This is a genomic window from Vibrio sp. 1641 (assembly GCF_033339995.1).
GTDB classification, from domain to species: Bacteria; Pseudomonadota; Gammaproteobacteria; order Enterobacterales; family Vibrionaceae; genus Vibrio; species Vibrio alginolyticus.
The window spans coordinates 374165-396594 of sequence record NZ_JAWOVP010000001.1 but is presented as its reverse complement, the minus strand read 5'-3'; the positions used below and the strand labels follow the sequence as shown (position 1 = coordinate 396594).

Genomic DNA, 22430 nt, shown 5'->3' with positions numbered 1-22430 from the left:
ACTCGAGCAGTGCTTATAACAACGTTACTTTTCGGCAGTTTGAATATCTATGCTTCCTTGCGACGGGATAAATCCCAGACGAATAAACAAGCGGCGAATATTAGAGGTCGATCACACTTTTGTCTAGTACAAAAACTCTCCATTTTCAATCTGTTATTGACAATATCCCGACAGTAGCGTCGGGATATTGTCGTTATGATAAATTATGATCACTTATGATGAGATACATTCACATTTAGGACGGTTTCAGCCTATTTTCTCAACGAATTGAGCTTAGCTTGAGCAAGGCCAAAAATGGTATCGATTGGATAAGAACCTTCATCAGTTGGCTCACCAGCAACTTTCCCCGTAAACAATTCGATAGCTTCAGTAACATGGTCAATCGCCCAAATATTAAACTCGCCTTTTTCGACTGCTTTCACGATGTCGGAACGAAGCATTAGATTGTGAACATTAGAGCGCGGAATAATGACCCCCTGCCCGTCATGACGACCTTTAATTACACACACATCATAAAAGCCTTCGATCTTTTCGTTTACGCCACCAATAGGCTGAGCTTGGCCAAATTGATTCATCGACCCTGTTATCGCGATGTCTTGTCGGTTTGGTTGCTTTGAAAAAGCAGACACAACCGCACACAACTCAGCCATGCTGGCACTATCACCATCAACACCACCATAAGATTGCTCAAAGGTAATGGTTGTCGTTAATGGCACTCGTGCCGTTTTACCAAATACGGAAGATAAGTAGGCAGACAAAATCATCACGCCCTTAGAGTGAATACTGCCACCCAAATCCACGCTGCGCTCGATATCGATAACATCCCCATCACCGTAACACGTCGTCGCTGTGATGCGATTCGGTGCACCAAACATGTAGTCACTAGTGCTCAATACCGAAAGTGCGTTCACTTGGCCTACGGCTTCTCCTTCGGTGCGAATCAGCGTTGTGCCGTTAATAAAGGTTTCCATTACGTTATCGCGTAATCGGCTTACTCGCATTTCTTGGTTATTGAGCGCCTCTTCAACATGCCCAATACGGATCATGTTAGAGTTGGCTTGACGAGCCACGTAGTTCGACTCTCGAAGCAAGTTGGCGATATTAGCCGAATGTAGAGATAGCTTGGATTGGTCGCCAGACAAACGTGAGCTGTATTCGATGATTCGAGCAATGGCTTTGCGATCGCAATGCAGCATATTGTTGTCATGCACCACGCTAGAGATAAAGCGCGCGTAATGCAGCTCAGACTCCGGCGTACGTTTCATTTCGTCTTCGAAATCTGCCGTCACGCGGAACAACTCGCTGAACTCTGGATCGTAATGTTGGAGTAATTGGTAAGTTCGGTAATCACCAAATAAGATAATTTTGATATCAAGCGGAATCGGTTCAGGATCGAGTGATACCGCCCCCGTCAATGTGACTTCTTTTTCTAGAGACGTAAAACTCAATTGACGAGCACGCAATGCGCGCTTCAAACCATCCCAAACGTAAGGCTGTTCAAGTACTTTCTGAGCATCCATTAATAGAACGCCGCCATTCGCCTTATGCAAGCTCCCTGCGCGAATCAGCGAGAAGTCGGTAAACACCGTTCCCTTGAAAGTGGCTGTCTCAATCGACCCGAAGAGTGAATGATAGTTGGGATTTTCTTCAACAACGATAGGAAATTCGCTGCTTTTACGGCTTACCAAGACGTTCACTTTATAACGACGTGGCAATTTTTTATCCAAGGATGCCGTCGCAATTTCGCCTTGCTCGCCACTTTGGTCAAGGAAGATATCTGCGTTTTCAACAATATCTTTTTGCAGCTCAGTTAAGTAGGTTTTGATTTCGGAATATTGCGCGTAATCCACTTTGAGTTTTTTGATGAAGTGAGTAATCACATCAAGCGTCACTTCATCATTGAGCTTTTTGATTTTATCGCTGTATGTCTCTTCCCACTCCGTAAGCTCACGAACCATCGAGCGCAATCGCACTTCGAGTTCATCAATAGCATCGCTGAATTGCTCTTGTTCTTTTTTGCTTAGTACATCAAAAGACTCTTCCGTATGAAGCTCATCACCGTTCATGGCGACAAACTGATAATCCCCCTGCGTAGTCAGTGTTAGGCTGATGCCCTTTTCTTTTGCCTCTCGACTAATACGATCCAGCTCGTTTTGTTGCTTAGCTGCCAATTGATTTTTTAATCGCTCAGCGCGGCTAAAGTACATTTCATTGTCGAATGCTAGGGGTAAAGCATTCAATAATTTGCCCATTAAAGCTTCAATATCAACACGTAGCTTATTTCCGATACCACAAGGCAACTTTAATACCTTTGGTGTACGGGTATCCTCAAAGTTCGCAACGTAACACCAATCAAACAGGGCTGCTGCATCGTGCTGGTGGCGATTCAGATAGCGCAAGATCATGGTGCGTTTACCTAGCCCATTCTGACCAATGGCGTAGATGTTATACCCTTTCTCTTTGATGGACATCGCAAACTCGACCGCTTTTTGCGCGCGCTCTTGGCCCACGATTTCATCAATTGGAGGTAACTCCTTGGTCGACTTACATGGCATATTCTCTAGATCTGCTACAGAATATAGCTGCTTAGCTTCCAATCTTAGTATTGCCATATCCACTTCCTTTTTTCTTATTTTCGTTATTTGAGTGTAGAGATTATTTGCTTAATTTTAAGTGATTTACCTTCCACCCTAGATTGATTGGACATTTTATGAACACATAAGTGATATTAACACGCACTTGCAATTGATAATCAATTTCATTTAATATCTAAACAAATCAAATGTTGTGGAGATGGATATGAATATTGAGCAATGCTGGATGCGCTACTTAAAAGCGGAGCAACTGATGGAACAAGGCCATTGGCCAGAAGCTCATCGTTTATATGACGACGTGCTCAACAATCTACCCAACCACATTCATCTAGCGCTAGAAAATGCACAAACTAAACCTTGCCAGTTTGTATGTCTCATTACGGGGCTTAGAGATGCCAGCGTGACGCAATCAGAGATTCTCAACAAACTCGGCTTACAGCATGATGCGTTCTCAATACTCAATCAAACTTACGCGCTATTTCAATTTTTGCAGCTAGAGAGCCATGAACTGATTGAGCGCGTAGGTCACCTACTTGGTCAACAGAGCGAAGACTTGTTAGCTCACATGGCGGCATTTTGCTCTGCCCAACGTAATGCTCAATGGATGATAGAACTCGAGCACGTAACGCGCGCGCATGAGCAGTTCTTACATTTGCAAGCAATGAGTTCGGCAAAATCTTCGCCTTCTCACCTGTATAATTAATCTAAAGCTCAAGCATTGAGGCCAGCTAGGTTTGTGCTGTCCATTACTTGAGTATCATTTGCTTTATCAACCACAAGGATCTGTGATGTCTTCTAAAACCATTCTTTCGGTGAACAACCTATCAGTCAGCTTTACGACAAACGATGGGATCGTCGATGCAGTAAAGAATGTTAGCTTCGATTTAAAAGCAGGCGAGACGCTGTCCATCGTTGGCGAATCTGGCTCTGGCAAGTCAGTATCAACCAATGCACTGATGAAACTACTGCCAGACAACGCTATTTTGCATGAAAGCTCATCCATCATGTTTGAGGGTAGCTCCATCTTGGATAAAACAGAGCGTGAAATGCAAAGTATTCGCGGTGATCGCATTGGCATGATTTTTCAAGAGCCGATGACCTCACTAAACCCGTACATGCGGGTGGGTATCCAAGTCGCTGAGGCCATCATGTGTCACCGCCCGGTCGACAGACGAACAGCAAAAGCAAAGGTGTTAGAGCTGTTTGAATTGGTTCATATGCCAAACCCAGAAAAAGCGTACAACAAGTACCCACACGAATTTTCTGGTGGTCAATTGCAACGCATCATGATTGCGATGGCACTGATTAACGAGCCCGATATTTTGATCGCCGACGAACCTACAACAGCGTTGGATGTCACGGTTCAAGCAGAAGTGTTGCACCTGATTAAAGAAATTCAGGCTCAGATGGGCATGGCAATCCTATTTATTACTCATGACTTAGGCGTCGTAAAACACTTTGCAGATCGTGTCATTGTGATGTGTAAAGGAGAAGTCGTCGAAGAAGGCGAAACGCAAACACTCTTCGAGGACCCAAAGCACGAATACACACGTATGCTAATCAACTCGATTCCTAAAGGCAGTAAGGAGCCTATTAGCGAAAGTGCTACACAGCTTTTAAAGGCCGACGATATACGAGTCAAATTCTTGGTAAAGTCGCACTTTATTGCGAGCAAGAATGAGTACTTCGAAGCGGTAAAAGGCATTTCTCTTGAGCTTAAACAAGGAGAGACCCTCGGGATCGTTGGGGAGTCCGGTTCAGGTAAGTCTACACTCGGCCGAGCTTTGATAGGTCTACTGCCCTCAACTGGCAAAATAGAATACAAAGGCCAAGATATGGCCTTGCTGACAAACAAAGAACGTTTTGAGCTGAAAAAAGACGTTCAGATGGTATTCCAAGACCCTTATGGTTCGCTTTCTCCTCGTATGACTATCGGCGAGATCATCACAGAAGGATTAACTGTCCACCAACCAATGTTGAGTAAAAAAGAACGTATGCAGAAAGCGCGCGACGTGCTCCGTGAGGTCCGCTTAGATCCCGCGTCCATCAACCGTTATCCGCACGAGTTTTCAGGAGGCCAGCGTCAGCGTATTGCTATCGCGCGAGCACTGATCCTTGAACCTTCGTTTATTCTGCTTGATGAGCCAACCTCTGCATTAGACCGCTCGGTGCAACTGACAGTGATTGACCTTCTGAAAGATTTGCAGAAAAAACACAATATTGGCTACTTGTTTATTAGCCACGATCTATCAGTAGTTAAAGCACTCTCTGATCGTGTTCTAGTCATGCAAAAGGGCGAGGTCATGGAACAAGGTACGGCCGAAAAGATTTTCCAAAACCCTAAAAATGACTACACGAAAAAACTGATAGATGCCTCATTTGATCTTGAAAACAGTGAAAATCAGCACAATGCGGCTTAGGTTCATCACAGTTTCATATTCATAAACTAGGATTAAGAAAAGGTGATAAATTCATCTTGTCTTAAGAATGGCGTAGCTGCCTTTCGGTTTGGCCGCCGAGACTGGTTGGTTCAAGGGTCAGACTTAGTCAACCTGGCTCAAATACTGGCAAACAGTATGAATTGAGTTCCCCCAACCATGAAAAATGCCGCGACACTGTCGCGGCATTTTTTTATTCTCAGAAGCTTCGAACAACTAGGGCATTAAATCGACTCAATACCCATATTATGTAACGTAAATGCATACACGTCTGTGGTGAGGTCAATTTGCTTACTCAGCGGCATTCCTGCACCATGACCTGCATTGACATCAATGCGTATTAATACTGGATTAGCGCCTTGCTGCTTGTCTTGCAGCTCCGCAATAAACTTGTACGAATGTGCTGGCACAACTCGGTCGTCGTGATCGGCGGTTGTCACCAATGTCGCAGGATATTGCACGTTTTCTTTTACATTGTGAACAGGAGAGTAGCCAAGCAAGTATTGGAACATCGCTTCACTTTGCTCCGACGTGCCATAGTCATACTTCCAGCCTTCTCCAGACGTAAACGTGTGGTAACGCAGCATATCAAGCACGCCAACCGCAGGCAGCGCGACTTTGAATAGTTCAGGGCGTTGCGTCATACACGCTCCAACTAACAAACCACCATTAGAACCACCGCGAATCGCTAGGCGATCCGAGCTCGTGTAGTCGTTTTCAATCAGGTATTCCGCCGCCGCAATAAAGTCATCAAACACGTTTTGCTTTTGCTGCTGAGTGCCTGCGTTGTGCCAGGCTTTACCGTATTCACCGCCGCCTCGCATGTTGGCGACAGCGTATATACCACCCAACTCTAGCCAGTTGGCTACATTGCCAGAAAACATTGGAGTGAGGCTGATGTTAAAACCGCCGTAACCATACAACATGGTTGGTGCTCTACTATCAAGTGCAATGCCCTTCTTGTATGAAATGATCATCGGAACTTGCGTGCCGTCTTTTGAGGTGTAAAACACCTGTTTTGATTCATACTCATTACGATCGAACGGTGCCTTTGATTCTTGAAACAGTGTCGATTCACCAGACTCAACATCAAATGAGAAGATCGTCGGAGGCGTCACGTAGTTAGTGAATGTGTAATAAAGTGTGGTTTCTTCTTTTTTACCCGCCAGACCATAAGCCGTGCCTTCTCCCGGCAATTGTACATCTCGAATCCACTCACCTTGGTAGTTAAACTGCTGCACTTTAGAAAGCACATCTACCATATAAGTCGCAAACAGATAACCGCCACCTTTGCTGATTTCTAACGGCTGTTCTTGTTCAGCAATCACGTCAGCCCATTGTTCTGTCTGAGTGTTGTAGCTGACAACTTTGCCATTCGGCGCGTCTAGGTTGGTGTAAAGCAGCAAGGTTGCGTCTTGGCTATCAATTAAGTAGGTGTCGCCTTGCGTTGTATCGCGCAGCGTCACAATTGCTTGGGAGTCAGACTGTAAATCGATATAAAACAGACGATTACCCGATGTAGATTCTGCGCCAGAGATAATGAGGAAGCGATCATCTGTCGTCGTCGTACCAGACACATAACGATGAACTTGCGTATCCAACTCACCAAAAATCACTTTATCTTCAGATTGAGGTGTACCAAGTTCATGATAATAAACCTTGTGATGCTCAGTTCGAGCAGACAACTCGCTGCCTTGCGGCTTATCGTAGCTTGAGTAATAGAAGCCTTTGCTGCCCAGCCAAGAAATCGACGTAAACTTCGCATCAACAATCTCAGGCTCTAACTGTTCTTTGGTTTCCGTATCAATGACAAAGATCTTACGCCAATCACTGCCCCCTTCCGAGATGGAATACGCGACCAAACGATAGTCTTTAGAGAAGCTGACTTCGCCAAGAGAGGTCGTGCCCTCTTCGGAGAAAGTATTTGGATCAAGGAAAACCTCGGCTTCTCCCTCGCCTTTACGTCGATACAATACGCTTTGGTTTTGCAAACCGTCGTTTTTGTAGAAGTAGGTGTAGTCACCACGTACAAATGGCTGGGAATATTTTTCGTAGTTTTGACTCTTCGCCACTAAGTCACGGATTTGTTGGCGGTACGGTATCTGACCAAGGAAATCGAAGGTGACCGAATTTTGACCCGAAACCCATTGTGCGGTTTCTTCACTTAGATCATCTTCTAACCAGCGATAAGGGTCGGCAATGTCGTGACCAAAATAAGTGTCCACGACAGAATCTTTACGTGTTTTTGGGTAATGCATAACGTCCGTGTTACTCCGTTGTTTTTATTAAGTTGTTTATCTTCAATCGTTTTATTGCGGTGATTACCTTAGAGCACCCAATTTTGATTTCAACGACATTGTTTTAAATCTATGAAGAACCTAGAAATAATGAGATATCGTTAAGTACCGGTCACGAATGTGCTCAATAAGCAGCTTTACTTTGTTCGGTGGTTGACGAGTAAACGGATACACCGCGTAGATACCCAACTTTTTACCTACTAATTCAGGAAAAATATCCACCAGTTGACCATTACGAATATCGTGATACACCAAACAGCGCGGGACGTAAGCAATACCATGGCCGCCCAGAGCGGCTTTACGTAATGCGGTCGCGTTATCAGTAGAAAAGCAGCCCGATACTTTGACGATGTAATTGCCATCTTCTCCTTTAAACTCCCAATCCGTTGCACCTGTGGTTTGGTAAGCGTATTGCAGACAATTGTGCGTGGTGAGATCAATCGGCTCGATCGGTTTCCCATTTTTCGCAATATAAGAAGGGGACGCGCATACCACCCATTGGGAATCGAGAATATGTCGTGCGATCAAACTGGAGTCGGCTAGGTAGCCAGTTCGAATGACTAAATCGTAACCATCAGCCACTAAATCGACAAAGCGATTATCCAATGACATGTCCACGGTCAGACCCGGATGAAGGTTACAAAATTCGGCAACAGCATCAGCAAGTATCAAATCTCCAGAGATACACGGCACGGACATTTTTATATGACCGCTCACATTCTCTCCAAAGCCTGCAACAGCATCCATAGCCTCCTGAGTGGCCTGCTTCACATTTTTAGCACTGTGGAGTAACACCTTACCTGCCTCGGTCAAGGTTAATTTGCGCGTTGTTCGATATAATAGCTGAGCCCCTATTTCTTCCTCCAACCTCGCCATTCTTTTGCTAACTACCGAATTTGTAAGGTTATTTGCCTCTGCAACCTTACTAAAGCTGCCAAGTTCGATTACTTGAGAAAATAGGATTAAGTCGTCTGCTCTCATACCATTATGTCACTTTTGGAATTAATTATTTTCATTATTTCCCTATATCAACAAAAAATAAAGGAGTAAATTCACGCCAAATTAACAAAACCATTACAACAAAAAGTCACCTCTACAGCGGATTGACACCGTTCGAGAAGTCAGCGTACGAAGGATGTACAAATGAGTGAAACCCTACTTGCCCTAGTGGCATTTTCGCCAATTGTTGTTGCCGCCATCTTATTGGTTGGTCTCAACTGGCCTGCTAAAAAAGCCATGCCTGTTGCGTTCGGTCTAACCGTCGCTATCGCACTAATGTTTTGGGATATGTCAGCCAATCGCGTACTGGCCTCCGTATTCCAAGGACTGGGCATTACTGTCTCTGTTCTATGGATCGTGTTTGGTGCCATCTTCTTGCTCAACACTTTAAAACACACTGGAGCGATCACCACAATCCGTAATGGATTTACCGATATTTCGGCTGACCGCCGTGTACAAGCCATCATCATTGCTTGGTGCTTTGGCTCGTTCATTGAGGGCGCATCTGGGTTCGGTACCCCGGCAGCAATCGCTGCACCACTACTGGTTGCAATCGGCTTTCCTGCGCTAGCCGCTGTCCTTATGGGCATGATGATTCAGTCAACGCCTGTTTCATTCGGCGCGGTAGGCACGCCTATCATCGTAGGTGTAAACAAAGGTTTAGACACCCATAACATCAGTGAGTCGTTGGCCGCACAAGGTGCAACGTGGGAAATGTACCTGCAAGATATCACAGCGCACGTTGCTGTCATTCACGCAGTCGTAGGTACGATGATCCCAGTATTAATGGCGATGATGTTAACACGTTTCTTCGGCAAGAACAGAAGCTGGAGTGAAGGTCTGGATATTCTACCATTTGCACTATTCGCTGGTGTCTCTTTCACCGTTCCATACGCGTTAACCGGTGTTTTCTTAGGTGCAGAGTTCCCTTCACTTATCGGTGGTTTGGTTGGTCTGTCTATCGTTGTTACCGCAGCGAAAAAAGGCTTCTTAGTACCAAAGACTAAGTGGGATTTCGAAAGCGAAGACAAGTGGCCTGCAGAGTGGTTAGGCTCGCTAAAAGTCGATCTAAACGACAATCCGGGCAAGCCAATGAGCATCGTAAAAGCTTGGGTTCCATATGTAATGCTGGCAGTTATTCTCGTCGCAAGCCGCGTAAGCCCTGAGCTGAAAGGCTTTGTACAAAGCGTAAGTTTGTCGTTCAGCAACATTCTTGGTGAGACTGGCGTTAGCGCTGCGATTCAGCCGTTATACCTTCCTGGAGGCATTCTGGTGTTTGTCGCACTACTTGCTGCAATGTTACAAAGCGGTAGTGTAAAGCCATTGCGTGAAGCGTTTGGCGAGTCAAGCAAAACACTGATTGGGGCGGGTTTTGTCTTGGTATTTACCATTCCGATGGTTCGTATCTTTATCAACTCAGGCATCAACGGTGCTGACCTAGCAAGTATGCCCGTCACAACCGCAAACTTCGCCTCTGACCTTGTTGGTTCTGCGTTCCCAGCGCTGAGTGCCACCGTTGGTGCACTGGGTGCGTTCATCGCTGGCTCAAACACGGTATCAAATATGATGTTCAGCCAGTTCCAATTCGAAGTGGCACAAACGTTGTCTATTTCGAGTGTGATTGTTGTATCACTCCAGGCCGTCGGTGCTGCCGCAGGTAACATGATTGCGATTCACAACGTTGTTGCCGCATCAGCCACGGTAGGTTTGCTTGGTCGTGAAGGCGCAACATTGCGTAAGACGATTATCCCTACGTTCTACTACATTGTAATGACAGGCATTATTGGATTGGTGCTGATTTATGGCTTCCAAATGACAGATGTCTTGATGAAGTAACGCGAAATGCAGGGTTTACAGCCCTGCCTAATTTGACACAGCTGTCTGCACTACTACCCCGACATGTTGATTTAGCTTGCTACATCAATTCCCCCGACAGCTGTGTCACCCTTTCCAGTTTGCATAACTGATTGAGTGATTTAACAAAATTTTTCAACCAATTATGTAAATGGGTTACCAACATCACCGATTCAAACGTAAGTGAACCATAGGTAACTATACTCATTTTGATGTCTTCACTGCTTTGCGATGAAGGCTCAACGAAAGAGCAAATTGCTCCACAACTTTGCTTAGAATAACCGCTAGGACACCATTATGATTATCTCAGCTTCTACTGACTACCGCGCTGCCGCGAAAGCCAAGCTTCCCCCGTTTCTATTCCATTATATTGATGGCGGCTCTTACGACGAACGCACGCTGAAGCGTAATACTGACGATTTAGGTGATGTCGCTCTTCGCCAACGCGTCCTACGCGATATGACAGATTTGAGCCTCGAAACCGAGATCTTCGGTGAGAAACTGGCAATGCCAATCGCGCTAGCTCCTGTTGGTCTAACTGGTATGTACGCGCGCCGAGGCGAGGTGCAAGCAGCAAAAGCAGCCGAGAAAAAAGGCATCCCATTTACTATGTCGACTGTTTCGGTTTGTCCGATTGAAGAAGTCGCACCTGCAATTGAACGTCCAATGTGGTTCCAGCTTTACGTGCTTAAAGACCGTGGCTTTATGAAAAACGTACTTGAGCGTGCAAAAGCAGCAGGTGTAACAACGCTGGTGTTTACCGTTGATATGCCAGTTCCTGGCGCACGTTACCGTGACATGCACTCAGGTATGAGTGGTCCTAACGCAGCCATGCGTCGTGTATTCCAGGCGATGCGCCACCCAAGCTGGGCGCTGGATGTGGGTCTACTTGGTAAACCGCACGACTTAGGTAACATCTCAACTTATCGTGGCGAACCAACAAAGCTAGAAGATTACATCGGCTGGTTAGGCGCAAACTTCGACCCTTCTATCTCCTGGAAAGATCTTGAGTGGATTCGTGATTTTTGGGATGGCCCAATGGTTATCAAAGGCATTCTAGATGAAGAAGACGCGAAAGATGCGGTACGTTTCGGCGCAGATGGCATTGTGGTATCTAACCATGGTGGCCGTCAGTTAGATGGCGTACTTTCAAGTGCTAAAGCACTACCAAGCATTGCGGATGCGGTAAAAGGTGATCTTAAGATCTTCGTAGACTCTGGTATTCGTACTGGTCTTGATGTCGTTCGTATGCTCGCACTTGGTGCAGACTGTACGCTTCTTGGCCGTTCATTTGTGTACGCATTGGCAGCACAAGGCGGAGCAGGCGTTGAAAATCTACTGGATCTGTACGATAAAGAAATGCGTGTAGCAATGACGCTGACTGGCGCTAAGTCTATCGCGGATCTTTCACGCGATTCGCTAGTGAAAATCCCATAATCTTTGCAATCGAGCAAAACAGAAACGAAAAAACGAGCCAACAGTGGCTCGTTTTTTATTGCTCTTCAACCCGATAATTTGACGAGCAAGCTAGCTAACTTGGTGAACGTACTCGATCACGACTTGGTTTCCGTCGATAAACACGTTACTGATATCGCCATCCACCGTCACACGATTTTGTAAATAAACGGTACCAGATGCAGATAGGTCACGCTCCGTCAAAGACGGAATCACCTGACCAGGACGTACATGTAGCTGCTCGCATAGCTGTTTTACAAAACCTAGCGTCAGTGGAGAATTACCACGTAACAAGCCAGAAAACTCGTGTAGACTCAAACCAAGGCGCTTCGCCATTTCCATTTGAGTGATGTGCATTTTGGCTTTTTGTGACATCCAGATGTCGTAGAGCGCGTTTCGATCCAGCTCTGTAAATTCCATATCTGCCTCCGCTAATTCAAGAGCCAATACACTCTCACACTTACTTAAGATAAATGTTAGCGATAAGTCAGAGAAGTTATAATTGATCGTCCAAATATCAACCCTCAATCATTGGTAGCGTACCTCTGAACATGCATGAGGCGGTCGCTCAGCAAAACGTAAAGGTAACTCTCTTGTCATTGGAAGGAAAAGTCCATCTCGGGCGGTTTAGACATAAGTAAATGATTTAAAGGAAATCACTGGGGTGAAGGAGTAATATCTGCTACCTTTCCTTCCATGGTTCACTAGAAATAAGTTACATATGCCACAGTGGTTTACCGAATTACAAAGCTACATTGAAACGTCTCATCAAAATTGGAGTGGAAGCGTCCTTTTCATTACGCTCGCTAGCTTTATAGCTTGGATAGCTTGGCGGCTGATCCGCTCTCGCCTCGCTGCGCTCGTAGAGAAAACGCCCTTCCACTGGGATGACATGTTGCTTGATGCGCTAAAAGCGCCCGTCAGCACACTCATTTGGTGTTGGCCAGCAACCGTCTCTATTGGCATCATATTGGAGAGCGAGCTCAACGATAAAATAAACTGGTTAAGTACGCTGAAACTGATTTTAATCATCAGCATCTTCGTATGGACCGTTATGCGGCTCATTACCAATGTTGAAGAGCATGTTCTCGAACAAAAGAACCGAGATGAAACAACAGTACAAGCGATAGCTAAGGTCGCGCGCCTGTTCTTTATTACCGTCGGAATTCTAACCGTAATGCAGGCATTTGGTCTGTCACTATCGGGCCTACTTACCTTCGGTGGTGTTGGTGGCTTGATCGTCGGTTTAGCGGCGAAGGATTTGCTGTCTAACTTTTTTGGAGGTCTTATGATCTACTTCGATCGTCCATTTAAAGTTGGCGATTGGATCCGTTCTCCAGACCGACAAATAGAGGGGACGGTAGAACGCATTGGCTGGCGTATGACCATTATCCGAACTTTCGATAAGCGTCCACTGTATGTGCCAAACTCAGTGTTTAGCAGCATTGTCGTAGAAAACCCATCTCGCATGCTGAACCGACGTATCTACGAAAAAATTGGACTTCGTTACGACGATGCTGAAAAAATGCCGCAAATTATCACCGCGGTAAAAGAAATGCTGAAAAATCACAAAGACATTGATGCACGCCAAACACTTATCGTCAACTTCGATACATTCGGTCCATCATCGTTGCACTTCTTTATCTATACCTTTACTAAAACCGTGAATTGGGTGAGATACCATGAGGTTAAGCAGGACATACTGCTTAAGGTAATCAACATCATTAAAGAGCACGATGCAGATATCGCGTTCCCTACTCAGACGCTTAAGCTTGATCCTATACAAATGGTAAAAGCGGAAGAGCAAGAAGATCACGGCTTCTAGTTCTCACCAATACCCAAATAATCAAGCCCGCTGTGTTTAAGCGGGCTTTTTATTTTTCTTCGCATGAAGTGGTTATTGTTGCGTTAACACCATACGTGCATTCAGCGGTTGGATTGGGCGATTGTTTTTCCCCATTACTTCCGAAAAAGATTTTATCTGCTCAGGAGAAATAGTTTGTGCTTCTTTCATCACCAACCAACGTACACCTTCAGAGCATGGCGGTGTCGTTAGTGAGCCGTTAAAGCGGTAGTAGTCTTTATCACTTGGGATAAGGGCATCAGCATCAAATGGAACCTTGATGGTAACGTCTTGATCTTTAGTTGGAATGTTAGCTAGCATCTTAGCTAGATCTGGGTTCGCGTCACCCAGTTTAAAGAACACCGCGACAACAGCTAGATGACCTACTTTGTCGGCATGCACAAAGTGTGCTTCTAGAGGGTATTCTTTACCGTCCACATGGTTTTCAGATGGCGTATGGAAGTGGAACTGTTTCAACGTAAACTCTTTACCATCAATGGTGAGTGTGTTTTTACCTTCTAAACCAGTCTGTAAAGTGTGACCGTTGTTCAGCAGTGAAATTGCCTTACCTTCGTAGTCGAAATTCAATTTTTCTAGCTTCGCTTCGGTCGCCGATTCAATGTTGATTGGGCTCTGGTTTTGACCTTTTGCGCACTCAGATGCAAACTCACCCCAATGAGCAGGTCCATGGTTTCCCTCGTAGCCCCAGCTTGCTGCATAAGCTGTTCCTGTAAATACCAGTGCCAAACCTAATGTTGTTAGTGACTTCTTCATCATTTTCCTTATTTCTGAAAGTTAAATTCCGTGAGAATAAAGCCATACTAATCTCACAAAATTAAGCAGTGACAGAGTGAAAACTATGATTACAAAAGATTTTTGGAATAGAAGCCTCTAATGATGTAATTGACATGATGCTCAAAATTGAACGTCAACGATTATTGAGTCGGTGTAAGTACCTGCAGGAGGGGTCGTTTGGCTGGTTAGTATCTGCGCGCGATAATTATAATTCTGTGGAGTGATACCATCAGGAATAGAGCCGCCAGTATCGACGTCACTGTGTTCACGACGTTCAGAACTGGTTCCTCCCCAGCGATCCATCGATGATGACTTATAGATTTCATACTCCAAATAGTGACCACTAGAAATCATTCGCCGCTGACCGCCGGACGCATTTAGGCCATCATTCAAGCCAATGGAGAAGGAACTATTCTTGGTACAAGTTAACGATATAACCTGACTGACTGGCTCAAAACCGGCCACTAATGGGGACGAACCAAAATCAATATCTGGCGCCGTGATCATACAATCAGGGGTCACTTCCAACTCAACCGTAATCACGCTTTGAGCGCTGCCATTGGCGCGGCCAATGCATACCCCTAGAACCCCGATACCCTTACAGTAATCCCAAATCCAGGATACGGTGATTTGGTCTTTGTAAGTCCCAGCGGAAAGATTACTACCCACTCCCGTCCGAGCATAGAGCGGAAACTCGGCTTGAGTGCCAAACAACCCGAGTAAATCGAGTAACCCGATTTCAAAAAAATTGTAAGTTTGGCCGAATACATACTCTTGTGAAAGACCTGGATCGCCAAAAATCTGATAGCTGAGCTCCGAACTCGGATCATCCTCATTTAATAGCAAACCATTATTTATACTGTTAAACGTTGCTGATACGTAGTCGCCACTTAACAAAGACACAAGTGTAGAAAAGTCACACGTAATCCCCGCATGAGGCTGAGCTGAGCTTTGCTGCTGAGAGCTTGCAACAGTAAACGAAGAAACATTGCCAAACAAGATTAAAGGTGCTGCCGCCGTGAGCTGACAAGCCATTGTCGAGCACGAGAAAAAGAGAAGTAGGCTAGCAAACCAGCTGCGCAAAATCATAGTGCGGTCTCTTCTTCGGCTTTGATACAAACCTGCTCAGGCAATGTTTGTATTTTTTGACTGTCACGCTGATACAACCCCTCAATAAACACTTTACATGGCGACTGTCCTTGAGGATAAAACTGAATATAGCGGCCTGGGTCAACGCCTTCAAAGTACGTAAAACCATCCCAACCAATTTGGCTTGTTAAGCCCGTTTCTGAGCGGCCATATGTACCAATCGGAAGGAACAAATGATTTTCGTCTACCACCGTCATGCTCAGTGCAATTTGTAGCTCTATTGGGAACTCTAACAGGTAGCCGTAGCCCGAATGTATCGAAGCAAACTGCTCTGTTGCGGAAAACGCAGCATTGGCAGGTAAATTAAGTGGATCGATTTCATATTTGGCGGTGTAATACGCCGTAGCCCAAGGAACAAGTAAGTAACCTTCATCATCTGTCACTCCGACAATTTGATTTTCATATTTAACCGGAATACCTTCAAAACCACTGGTGCTCACCACAGCGAAGCTGTCATACACTTCATTCGCTGGGAATATTTCTCCATCCAACGTAGAGACCGAACCTGCCATTTCCGCAAAATAATCATAGTCGCCACTGGTGCCATTTAACCCCGCTCTGAACTGCGCCCATGACGCACGGTAGGTCAAATCAGCCTGTTTACGGTTTTCTGGGTGTTCGTTAATATCATGCGCTAAATTGACGCCCCATCCACCTCGTATTGGCGCAAGGCGGCTGTAACCCACTCGCCCTCGCACATCGCCATCGTCCTCTCTTTTCAGCGTTAGCCCCGAACTTCCCCCCAAAGAACTGAAAGGTGGAGAGAATTGAGCCAACGTAACACTCTGACCACCAATACTATGGTTGTAAGAAAGGGACATATTGATATTAAAAGGCAGAGCGTAGCTATAAGTAAGATTTAGGGTACGTGAATCTGAGTCGGATTGTTGAATATCAAAGTACCCACCAGAAAGTGAGCCCCAATCTCCCAAACGGACTCCCATATTGATTTGTGATAGATGGCGCGACGCGAGTGAAGCGTCCTTGCCTTCATCGAGCATTTCGTAATTTGGTAAATGAGATAAGGTATAAAAGTCGGCTTGTTCTACTTGAGTTCGAGCAGCGAAGCTAAACAGCCGAGACTGATAACTATAACCTAGCGCATATGAGGTAGATTGATCCTGAAAATTACTCACACGAAACGAGGCATCCACCGTACCTAAGTTGAAAGCATTGGTGACAAAGCCCAGCCTCGCAACGATCAGGTCATCTTTTGCTTCAGCTTGAGCTTCTAATGTTAACCAATCAGTCATGCCATGACGCAGAGCGGTAACCACGCCACCGTCTCCATAGTCGTTAGATGCATTACCGAAATTTTCTCTGATCGCACCAATACTCGCACTGTAAGATGTAAATCCGGTCTTGAGTAGATCGGAAGAGAGAAAAAATGGGCTGGTCATGACCGTTTGCTTACCCTGAGCATCCGTTGCAATTACCGTTGCTTCCCCAGCACCAGAGAGCATTGGAATATCGTTAATAATGAAAGGACCGGGACCAACATTCATTGAGTCAGTTTTAAAGCCATTGATAAACAAATCTAACGTAGTGGGCGCTGTGACTTCACCGTAAAATGCAGGTAACGGCGTCGTCACGACATCCGGACGCATAGAGAAATCATGTGATAACTGAATACCCGCCAGTCTTACTGGTTGGCTCCAAGATAAAGGGCGAACAATATAGTCCCCTACCTCCATACGAATTCGCTTCTCTTGATTGACGTACTCGTAACTCGTATCAAAACGAGTGTACTGGCTGCTTTGCTGGGACTGAACATCGCGATGAAAGTTAGATTTAAATATCCCGGTAGTAGAAAAAACGCCAAACTCAGAAAAGGCTCTGACTTCATGATTTATAGAAACCTCCTTTTGTCGGCTTTCGTTCTCGTACACACCAAATACGTTGTAGTTAAGCAGGCCACCACGCCCAAACTGAGCCGGGGAAAATCGCCCCATATCCTGCGCTGATAAGCTCTGCATCGGTAACCAATTAGGCGGTACGTCAATTGTAAGTTGCAATGACGATTGCAAGTAACGCACGTTAACTCCTGGGATAGACGTAACCTCAAGTCTCTCTTCAGTTCCAGGCAACGACTTGGCGGTAACCCCAACTGAAATGAGGTCCTCCCGGAGCAAAAAGAACTGATCGCCAACTCGCTCAACTTTCGCAACAAGCCCGGTTGCTCTTTGATTGATCACCAACTCCAGATTGAGGCTAATATTCTCAAACTTTTCTAATGAGAAATTTTCAGGACTCGGTAGCTCAGAGAAGTGGTTTGCTGAATTTGCACAAAGACCAATACTGCTCCACGTTACGCTAAGTAATATCAACCAAAAGAAAGCATTCATTGTATTAAATCTATTCATTATTGCTTCAATGGTATTTGGTAACGTTTACCTCCAATATTCGCGCTCAAACTCATAGGTCTGACATTACTATGGGGAATAGACCAAACCTTATACTGTTCAGGAAGAATATAGCCAGCTAGTCCATCGGAAATAACGACAGGATCTTTATTTGGTAGGTTCAATTGTAAATTCACTAAGCGAACATGGTGTTTTCCTGAATTTTTAATGTGAACAAAACTCTGATTATTTTTCTTAATAAACTGTGCCTGTAAATCATCCCATAATTCACTGTCACGGTTTGGTTTTTGAGTATCAGTCAGCCCTTTCCCGTAAATAAACAAAGGTATCGAGTAACGCATTCGGACTTTTACAGCGAGTTCATTTTCCGTCAATTCTGTTTGAGGGTTTTGAGTTGGCGGTAATTCATCTATGATCACTCGGTATGCATACTCCTTACCCGCAGAGGCCTCATCTTGGTTGATGATGCGGATTAACTGCTTTTCACCTGGTTCAATTTTGACAAACGGAGGAGTTGCAATTAACTGGCTTTGACTTGAATAACTATCTTCTCCTTCGTTTTGTTCCCACTTAAAAATTCTCACCTGTAAATAAGAATCAACACTGCCTTTATTTACCATCCAAAGTGATGTTGCATTACTCTCCTCTGATATTTTGGGGTAAATCGGCCAAATTAATAATGAGTTAGCGTTGGCATTTGAGAAAAAAACAAAAAGGAAGGTTATTAATAATAGTTTTTTGAGTATGAATTCCATTTCACCCCTCCAAAGTTCACTTACCACTCTAATGTCAGCGTAAGCGTATCCATATAAATTCCAGCCATTTCATTCCCATTTATTGTCGCCTTTGCCCAGATAGGAAACTGAATATTATCTGGGTCTTGGTCAGTATCGACGGAATATTGCGTGTCAATATCAAGCACCTGCGTGTAATTTAGATCCTGGAACAAAAAGTAATCTACCGTTGTCGCTTCTTCACTGTGCTTTAGCTTACGTACACCATCCGATGCATTCATCCCGCCATTTACGGAAACATTCATCGTAATACCCGGAGTACAACTTAATGTGAGTGATGAACTGTAAGTGATGCTGCCTTGTACTTCCGTCGCGTAAACTGAAGAATGCTCACCAAAATCTAACGTGCCTATTTGCCCGGCTTGGGTTGCGCTTTCTTCTTGTACTGCGCCGTTAATCAAACAACCTGTATCTACGGTGGCAGACACCTGAAAAGTTTGTGTCGCATCAGCCAGCACAGTTAAAGAGCACAAACTCATCGCGACAAGTGAAAAGCCCCTAACAACCAGCGTCACGTTTTACCAGCTTAGCGTCACACTGATGGTATCGGAGTATGTACCGGCAATGCTGCTCGTACCGTAAGCTTTCGCAAAAAGCTCAATAGTTTGCGATGTTGCACTAGTAAATTCAGACAGAGCTACCGTCCCGCCTTGTATAATTTGTGTGCTTCGGTCTGAGTCGGTAAACAACGTATAATCAATAAATTGCGCGCCATTTGACATCGCGTAGGTACCAACGGTCGCACTTGCATCATACAATCCGGTGCCCAATGTAAACGTCGGTGTCACACCGTTACTACAAAGCACTTCAATACCCGTCGCACTACCACCATTTACCACACCATCTTGTTCACTGAAGATTGCAGGCACGTCTCCAAAGGCGAGTGAGCCAAAGCCAACGCCAGAAGCTGCATCTACCGCATTGTTTCCATTAATCACACAACCTTGTACAAGGTTAATTGAAACATCAATCGTACCGCTCACTGACGCTCCACTCGCTTGCCAACTAAATGAGGTTAAGAGCAGAGGCATCATCAGATAAAATCTTTTCATATAAAGCTCCATTTTTACATTCCACTGTATATCGGTAACCTTTTTATTAGTTATAGCTCAATTATGACAAACCAAATGCATATGAAATGTAAAACAATAAAAAGAAGCAGGATAAGGATAAAGACGAACAGCAAATAAAAATATTAAACTTAAAAGTGACGATTTTTAAGCATGTAATGCTAAAAAATAACCACTAAAAACAAATGGTTATTATCTTGTTCCAAATACAGAATCGACAATGAGTTAGAAGGTAGGGTGAAGTTGAGTGGAAAAAATCTAAAAAAAGTAGCAGAACGACACGAGAAGTTTAGAAAAGATTGGCGACCATTTCTTCCCGAAACAAGAATCTTCATGAAACAAAAATGCGCCCCAAAAAGGAGCGCATTTCTTACTTGAATAAGTTATTCCCAATCAAGAATAACTTTGCCTGACATACCGCTGCGCATTACATCGAAGCCTTCTTGGAAGTCATCAATCTTGTAGTGGTGCGTGATGATTGGCGATAGATCCAGACCAGATTGGATCAGTGAAGCCATCTTGTACCAAGTTTCGAACATTTCGCGACCGTAGATACCTTTGATCACCAAGCCTTTGAAGATAACTTGGTTCCAGTCGATACCCATGTCTGACGGTGGAATACCTAGTAGTGCAATGCGACCACCGTGGTTCATTGTGGTTAGCATTGAGTTGAATGCTGCTGGGTTACCAGACATTTCTAGACCAACGTCGAAGCCTTCTGTCATGCCTAGCTCAGCCATTACGTCTTCTAGCTTCTCTTCAGCCACGTTTACTGCGCGTGTTACACCCATCTTACGAGCAAGTTCTAGACGGTATTCGTTCACGTCTGTGATCACTACGTGGCGAGCACCAACGTGTTTAGCAACCGCTGCTGCCATGATACCGATTGGGCCAGCACCTGTGATAAGCACGTCTTCGCCTACTAGGTCGAAAGAAAGTGCTGTGTGTACTGCGTTACCAAACGGGTCAAAGATAGACGCTAGATCGTCAGAGATGCCTTCAGGGATCTTGAACGCGTTGAACGCTGGGATCACTAGGTATTCAGCGAATGCACCTTCACGGTTAACGCCCACACCAATCGTGTTGCGACATAGGTGAGTACGGCCGCCACGACAGTTACGACAGTGACCACACGTGATGTGACCTTCGCCAGATACGCGGTCACCGATTTCAAAGCCACGAACTTCCTGACCAATCGCAACCACTTCACCCACGTATTCGTGACCAACAACCATAGGCACTGGAATTGTCTTTTGTGACCATTCGTCCCAGTTGTAGATGTGTACGTCTGTACCACAGATAGCGGTTTTCTTAATTTTGATCAGAATGTCGTTATGGCCAACTTCTGGTTTATCAACCTCAGTCATCCAGATGCCTTCTTCAGGCTTTAGCTTTGATAATGCTTTAATTTTCATAATGTAACCTTAATTAAAGGCCCTATTGTCTAAGGCCTAGAATCTTAAATAAGACCCATGTCCTTACCAACTTGGATAAACGCGTCGATTGCACGGTCTAGCTGCTCGCGAGAGTGCGCCGCAGACATTTGAGTACGGATACGTGCTTGACCTTTTGGTACTACAGGGAATGAGAAGCCGATTACGTAGATGCCTTTCTCCAGCGCACGCTCTGCGAATTCTGCTGCTACTTTTGCGTCACCAAGCATGATCGGAATGATTGCGTGGTCAGCACCACCCATTGTGAAACCAGCGTCTTCCATACGAGTACGGAAGTGTGCTGCGTTTTCCCATAGACGATCACGTAGGTCACCGCTCTCTTCTAGTAGATCTAGAACGCGGATAGAAGCGCTTACGATTGCTGGTGCAACAGAGTTAGAGAATAGGTATGGACGAGAACGCTGACGTAGCCAGTCAATCACTTCCGCTTTACCAGATGTGTAACCGCCTGAAGCGCCGCCCATTGCTTTGCCTAGCGTACCAGTGATGATGTCGATACGGTCAACTACGTTGTGGTGCTCGTGCGTACCTGCACCTGTTTTGCCCATGAAGCCAACAGCGTGAGAGTCATCAACCATAGTCAACGCGCCGTACTTCTCTGCTAGGTCACAGATAGCCGGAAGGTTTGCTACTACGCCGTCCATTGAGAACACACCGTCCGTTACGATAAGAATGTGGCGAGCACCTGCTTCTTTCGCAGCGATCAGTTGTTGCTCTAGCTCTTCCATGTTGTTGTTTGAGTAGCGGAAACGCATTGCTTTACATAGACGAACACCGTCGATGATTGACGCGTGGTTTAAAGCGTCAGAGATGATTGCGTCTTCTTTGCCTAGAATAGTTTCAAATAGGCCCGCGTTTGCGTCGAAACATGATGTGTAAAGAATCGTATCTTCTTTACCTAGGAACTTAGAAAGCTTCTGCTCAAGCTCTTTGTGGATGTCTTGCGTACCACAGATAAAACGTACTGAAGCCATACCAAAGCCGTGCTCGTCCATGCCTGCTTTACCCGCTTCGATAAGTGCCGGGTGGTTAGCAAGACCAAGGTAGTTGTTCGCACAGAAGTTTAGTACTTCTTCACCAGTAGAGATTTTAACAGCCGCTTGCTGTTGAGACGTGATGACACGCTCTGATTTGTAAAGGCCTTCCGCCTTTACTTCTTCGATTTGCTGCTGAATCTGTTGGTAGAATGCAGAAGACATTTGAAATTCCTTCCTAGTTATTTTGGCGAGTATTTACTCGTTTAGAATTAGGCTTAGCCTTTATGTGACGGGCGTCACGGGCTATCACTCATCAATTAATTGTAGTGTAATTCAAGGAAGGAGGAA

The 22430-nt window shown here is 45.1% G+C and carries 17 protein-coding genes; 5 read left to right on the top strand and 12 right to left on the bottom strand.

From position 1 onward, the window contains the following. Positions 1–251: 251 nt before the first annotated feature. Positions 252–2612: a Lon protease family protein gene (locus tag R7Z47_RS01795; protein ID WP_005375118.1), complete on the bottom strand. Its 2361-nt coding sequence runs from the start codon at positions 2610–2612 to the stop codon at positions 252–254. A 187-nt stretch (positions 2613–2799) separates the two neighbouring features. On the opposite strand from R7Z47_RS01795, the gene R7Z47_RS01790 reads away from it, so the two are divergent. Both R7Z47_RS01790 and R7Z47_RS01785 read left to right on the top strand, forming a co-directional pair. Next, the gene (locus tag R7Z47_RS01790) at positions 2800–3297 is read left to right on the top strand and encodes a hypothetical protein (protein ID WP_005375116.1); all 498 of its coding nucleotides are present in this window, start codon (positions 2800–2802) and stop codon (positions 3295–3297) included. An 85-nt stretch (positions 3298–3382) separates the two neighbouring features. After that, positions 3383–5014 (top strand): ABC transporter ATP-binding protein, encoded by a 1632-nt coding sequence (locus R7Z47_RS01785; RefSeq protein WP_017635486.1) that lies wholly within the window; start codon positions 3383–3385, stop codon positions 5012–5014. Positions 5015–5256: 242 nt separating this feature from the next. Here the strand turns inward: R7Z47_RS01785 and R7Z47_RS01780 are convergent, their stop codons facing one another. Further along, on the bottom strand, positions 5257–7290 hold the full coding sequence (locus tag R7Z47_RS01780; RefSeq protein ID WP_262606617.1) for a prolyl oligopeptidase family serine peptidase: 2034 nt from the start codon (positions 7288–7290) through the stop codon (positions 5257–5259). Between the two features lie 120 nt (positions 7291–7410). Then, positions 7411–8310 carry a LysR family transcriptional regulator gene (locus tag R7Z47_RS01775; RefSeq protein WP_005375112.1) on the bottom strand — a complete coding sequence of 300 codons (900 nt, stop codon included), beginning with the start codon at positions 8308–8310 and terminating at the stop codon, positions 7411–7413. 162 nt (positions 8311–8472) lie between these two features. Between R7Z47_RS01775 and R7Z47_RS01770 the strand changes: the two genes are divergently transcribed. Together R7Z47_RS01770 and lldD are read left to right on the top strand one after the other, a co-directional pair. Further along, on the top strand, positions 8473–10164 hold the full coding sequence (locus R7Z47_RS01770) for an L-lactate permease (protein ID WP_005375111.1): 1692 nt from the start codon (positions 8473–8475) through the stop codon (positions 10162–10164). Positions 10165–10479: 315 nt separating this feature from the next. Next, positions 10480–11619 carry an FMN-dependent L-lactate dehydrogenase LldD gene (lldD, locus tag R7Z47_RS01765; protein WP_005383962.1) on the top strand — a complete coding sequence of 380 codons (1140 nt, stop codon included), beginning with the start codon at positions 10480–10482 and terminating at the stop codon, positions 11617–11619. A gap of 90 nt (positions 11620–11709) precedes the next feature. Here the strand turns inward: lldD and R7Z47_RS01760 are convergent, their stop codons facing one another. Next, entirely contained in the window at positions 11710–12057 is a 348-nt protein-coding gene (locus R7Z47_RS01760; RefSeq protein WP_005375109.1) for a helix-turn-helix domain-containing protein, read from the bottom strand. Between the two features lie 301 nt (positions 12058–12358). Here R7Z47_RS01760 and R7Z47_RS01755 point away from each other — a divergent pair, with 301 nt between their 5' ends. Beyond that, positions 12359–13462, top strand: coding sequence for a mechanosensitive ion channel family protein (locus R7Z47_RS01755; protein WP_005375107.1), 1104 nt, complete (start codon positions 12359–12361; stop codon positions 13460–13462). Positions 13463–13534: 72 nt separating this feature from the next. Here R7Z47_RS01755 and R7Z47_RS01750 read toward each other — a convergent pair whose 3' ends face one another. The 8 genes from R7Z47_RS01750 to R7Z47_RS01715 form a co-directional block, all read right to left on the bottom strand. Beyond that, positions 13535–14254, bottom strand: a complete 720-nt coding sequence (locus tag R7Z47_RS01750; protein ID WP_005375106.1) for a carbonic anhydrase — start codon at positions 14252–14254, stop codon at positions 13535–13537. Positions 14255–14395: 141 nt separating this feature from the next. After that, the gene (locus R7Z47_RS01745) at positions 14396–15364 is read right to left on the bottom strand and encodes a spore coat U domain-containing protein (RefSeq protein WP_154204007.1); all 969 of its coding nucleotides are present in this window, start codon (positions 15362–15364) and stop codon (positions 14396–14398) included. Further along, positions 15361–17787, bottom strand: a complete 2427-nt coding sequence (locus R7Z47_RS01740) for a fimbria/pilus outer membrane usher protein (protein WP_411913048.1) — start codon at positions 17785–17787, stop codon at positions 15361–15363. The genes R7Z47_RS01745 and R7Z47_RS01740 overlap by 4 nt, the downstream gene beginning before the upstream one ends. Beyond that, positions 17787–18542, bottom strand: a complete 756-nt coding sequence (locus R7Z47_RS01735; protein WP_154204008.1) for a molecular chaperone — start codon at positions 18540–18542, stop codon at positions 17787–17789. Before R7Z47_RS01735 ends, R7Z47_RS01740 begins: the two co-directional genes overlap by 1 nt. A gap of 20 nt (positions 18543–18562) precedes the next feature. After that, positions 18563–19060, bottom strand: a complete 498-nt coding sequence (locus R7Z47_RS01730; protein WP_017820521.1) for a spore coat U domain-containing protein — start codon at positions 19058–19060, stop codon at positions 18563–18565. A 39-nt stretch (positions 19061–19099) separates the two neighbouring features. Then, positions 19100–19645, bottom strand: a complete 546-nt coding sequence (locus R7Z47_RS01725) for a spore coat U domain-containing protein (protein WP_005375099.1) — start codon at positions 19643–19645, stop codon at positions 19100–19102. Positions 19646–20034: 389 nt separating this feature from the next. Further along, complete coding sequence (tdh, locus tag R7Z47_RS01720) at positions 20035–21066, bottom strand: L-threonine 3-dehydrogenase (protein ID WP_005383983.1); 1032 nt, start codon at positions 21064–21066, stop codon at positions 20035–20037. A gap of 44 nt (positions 21067–21110) precedes the next feature. Next, positions 21111–22304, bottom strand: coding sequence for a glycine C-acetyltransferase (locus tag R7Z47_RS01715; RefSeq protein WP_005375095.1), 1194 nt, complete (start codon positions 22302–22304; stop codon positions 21111–21113). Positions 22305–22430: the final 126 nt, after the last annotated feature.

What these genes read in the sequence shown, in the direction of transcription:
- R7Z47_RS01795 (WP_005375118.1), bottom strand. Translation starts at nt 2,612, where the DNA reads ATGGCAATACTAAGATTGGAAGCTAAGCAGCTATATTCTGTAGCAGAT.
- R7Z47_RS01790 (WP_005375116.1), top strand. Translation starts at nt 2,800, where the DNA reads ATGAATATTGAGCAATGCTGGATGCGCTACTTAAAAGCGGAGCAACTG.
- R7Z47_RS01785 (WP_017635486.1), top strand. Translation starts at nt 3,383, where the DNA reads ATGTCTTCTAAAACCATTCTTTCGGTGAACAACCTATCAGTCAGCTTT.
- R7Z47_RS01780 (WP_262606617.1), bottom strand. Translation starts at nt 7,290, where the DNA reads ATGCATTACCCAAAAACACGTAAAGATTCTGTCGTGGACACTTATTTT.
- R7Z47_RS01775 (WP_005375112.1), bottom strand. Translation starts at nt 8,310, where the DNA reads ATGAGAGCAGACGACTTAATCCTATTTTCTCAAGTAATCGAACTTGGC.
- R7Z47_RS01770 (WP_005375111.1), top strand. Translation starts at nt 8,473, where the DNA reads ATGAGTGAAACCCTACTTGCCCTAGTGGCATTTTCGCCAATTGTTGTT.
- lldD (WP_005383962.1), top strand. Translation starts at nt 10,480, where the DNA reads ATGATTATCTCAGCTTCTACTGACTACCGCGCTGCCGCGAAAGCCAAG.
- R7Z47_RS01760 (WP_005375109.1), bottom strand. Translation starts at nt 12,057, where the DNA reads ATGGAATTTACAGAGCTGGATCGAAACGCGCTCTACGACATCTGGATG.
- R7Z47_RS01755 (WP_005375107.1), top strand. Translation starts at nt 12,359, where the DNA reads ATGCCACAGTGGTTTACCGAATTACAAAGCTACATTGAAACGTCTCAT.
- R7Z47_RS01750 (WP_005375106.1), bottom strand. Translation starts at nt 14,254, where the DNA reads ATGAAGAAGTCACTAACAACATTAGGTTTGGCACTGGTATTTACAGGA.
- R7Z47_RS01745 (WP_154204007.1), bottom strand. Translation starts at nt 15,364, where the DNA reads ATGATTTTGCGCAGCTGGTTTGCTAGCCTACTTCTCTTTTTCTCGTGC.
- R7Z47_RS01740 (WP_411913048.1), bottom strand. Translation starts at nt 17,787, where the DNA reads ATGAATAGATTTAATACAATGAATGCTTTCTTTTGGTTGATATTACTT.
- R7Z47_RS01735 (WP_154204008.1), bottom strand. Translation starts at nt 18,542, where the DNA reads ATGGAATTCATACTCAAAAAACTATTATTAATAACCTTCCTTTTTGTT.
- R7Z47_RS01730 (WP_017820521.1), bottom strand. Translation starts at nt 19,060, where the DNA reads ATGAGTTTGTGCTCTTTAACTGTGCTGGCTGATGCGACACAAACTTTT.
- R7Z47_RS01725 (WP_005375099.1), bottom strand. Translation starts at nt 19,645, where the DNA reads ATGGAGCTTTATATGAAAAGATTTTATCTGATGATGCCTCTGCTCTTA.
- tdh (WP_005383983.1), bottom strand. Translation starts at nt 21,066, where the DNA reads ATGAAAATTAAAGCATTATCAAAGCTAAAGCCTGAAGAAGGCATCTGG.
- R7Z47_RS01715 (WP_005375095.1), bottom strand. Translation starts at nt 22,304, where the DNA reads ATGTCTTCTGCATTCTACCAACAGATTCAGCAGCAAATCGAAGAAGTA.